Below are 219 nucleotides of genomic sequence, written 5' to 3'. Positions count from 1 at the left end.
TGGGCACTGTCGTGAATGTTAACGGCACTGACTACACCGTGAGTGCAACTGACCTGGGCAATGGCTATATCACTGCAGCGATTCCTGTAACTGCAGATGGCCCAATCACCATCCATGCACAAGCAGTGGATTCACAAGGTCATATCAGCAGCCCGGCAGATGTCATCGTGACTGTCGATACGGCAGCACCAAATGCGCCAGTACTTGATCCGATCAATG

General features: G+C 52.1%; 1 protein-coding gene. It reads left to right on the top strand.

Going from position 1 to position 219, the window contains the following annotated elements; all coding sequences use genetic code 11:
- Positions 1–219: hypothetical protein (locus ACIF8R_RS18405; RefSeq protein ID WP_396482487.1), on the top strand; the 219-nt coding region annotated here is incomplete at both ends.

Source organism: Acinetobacter sp. ABJ_C4_1 (genome assembly GCF_044538495.1).
GTDB classification, from domain to species: Bacteria; Pseudomonadota; Gammaproteobacteria; order Pseudomonadales; family Moraxellaceae; genus Acinetobacter; species Acinetobacter nosocomialis_A.
This window is presented reverse-complemented; position numbering and strand designations above follow the sequence as displayed.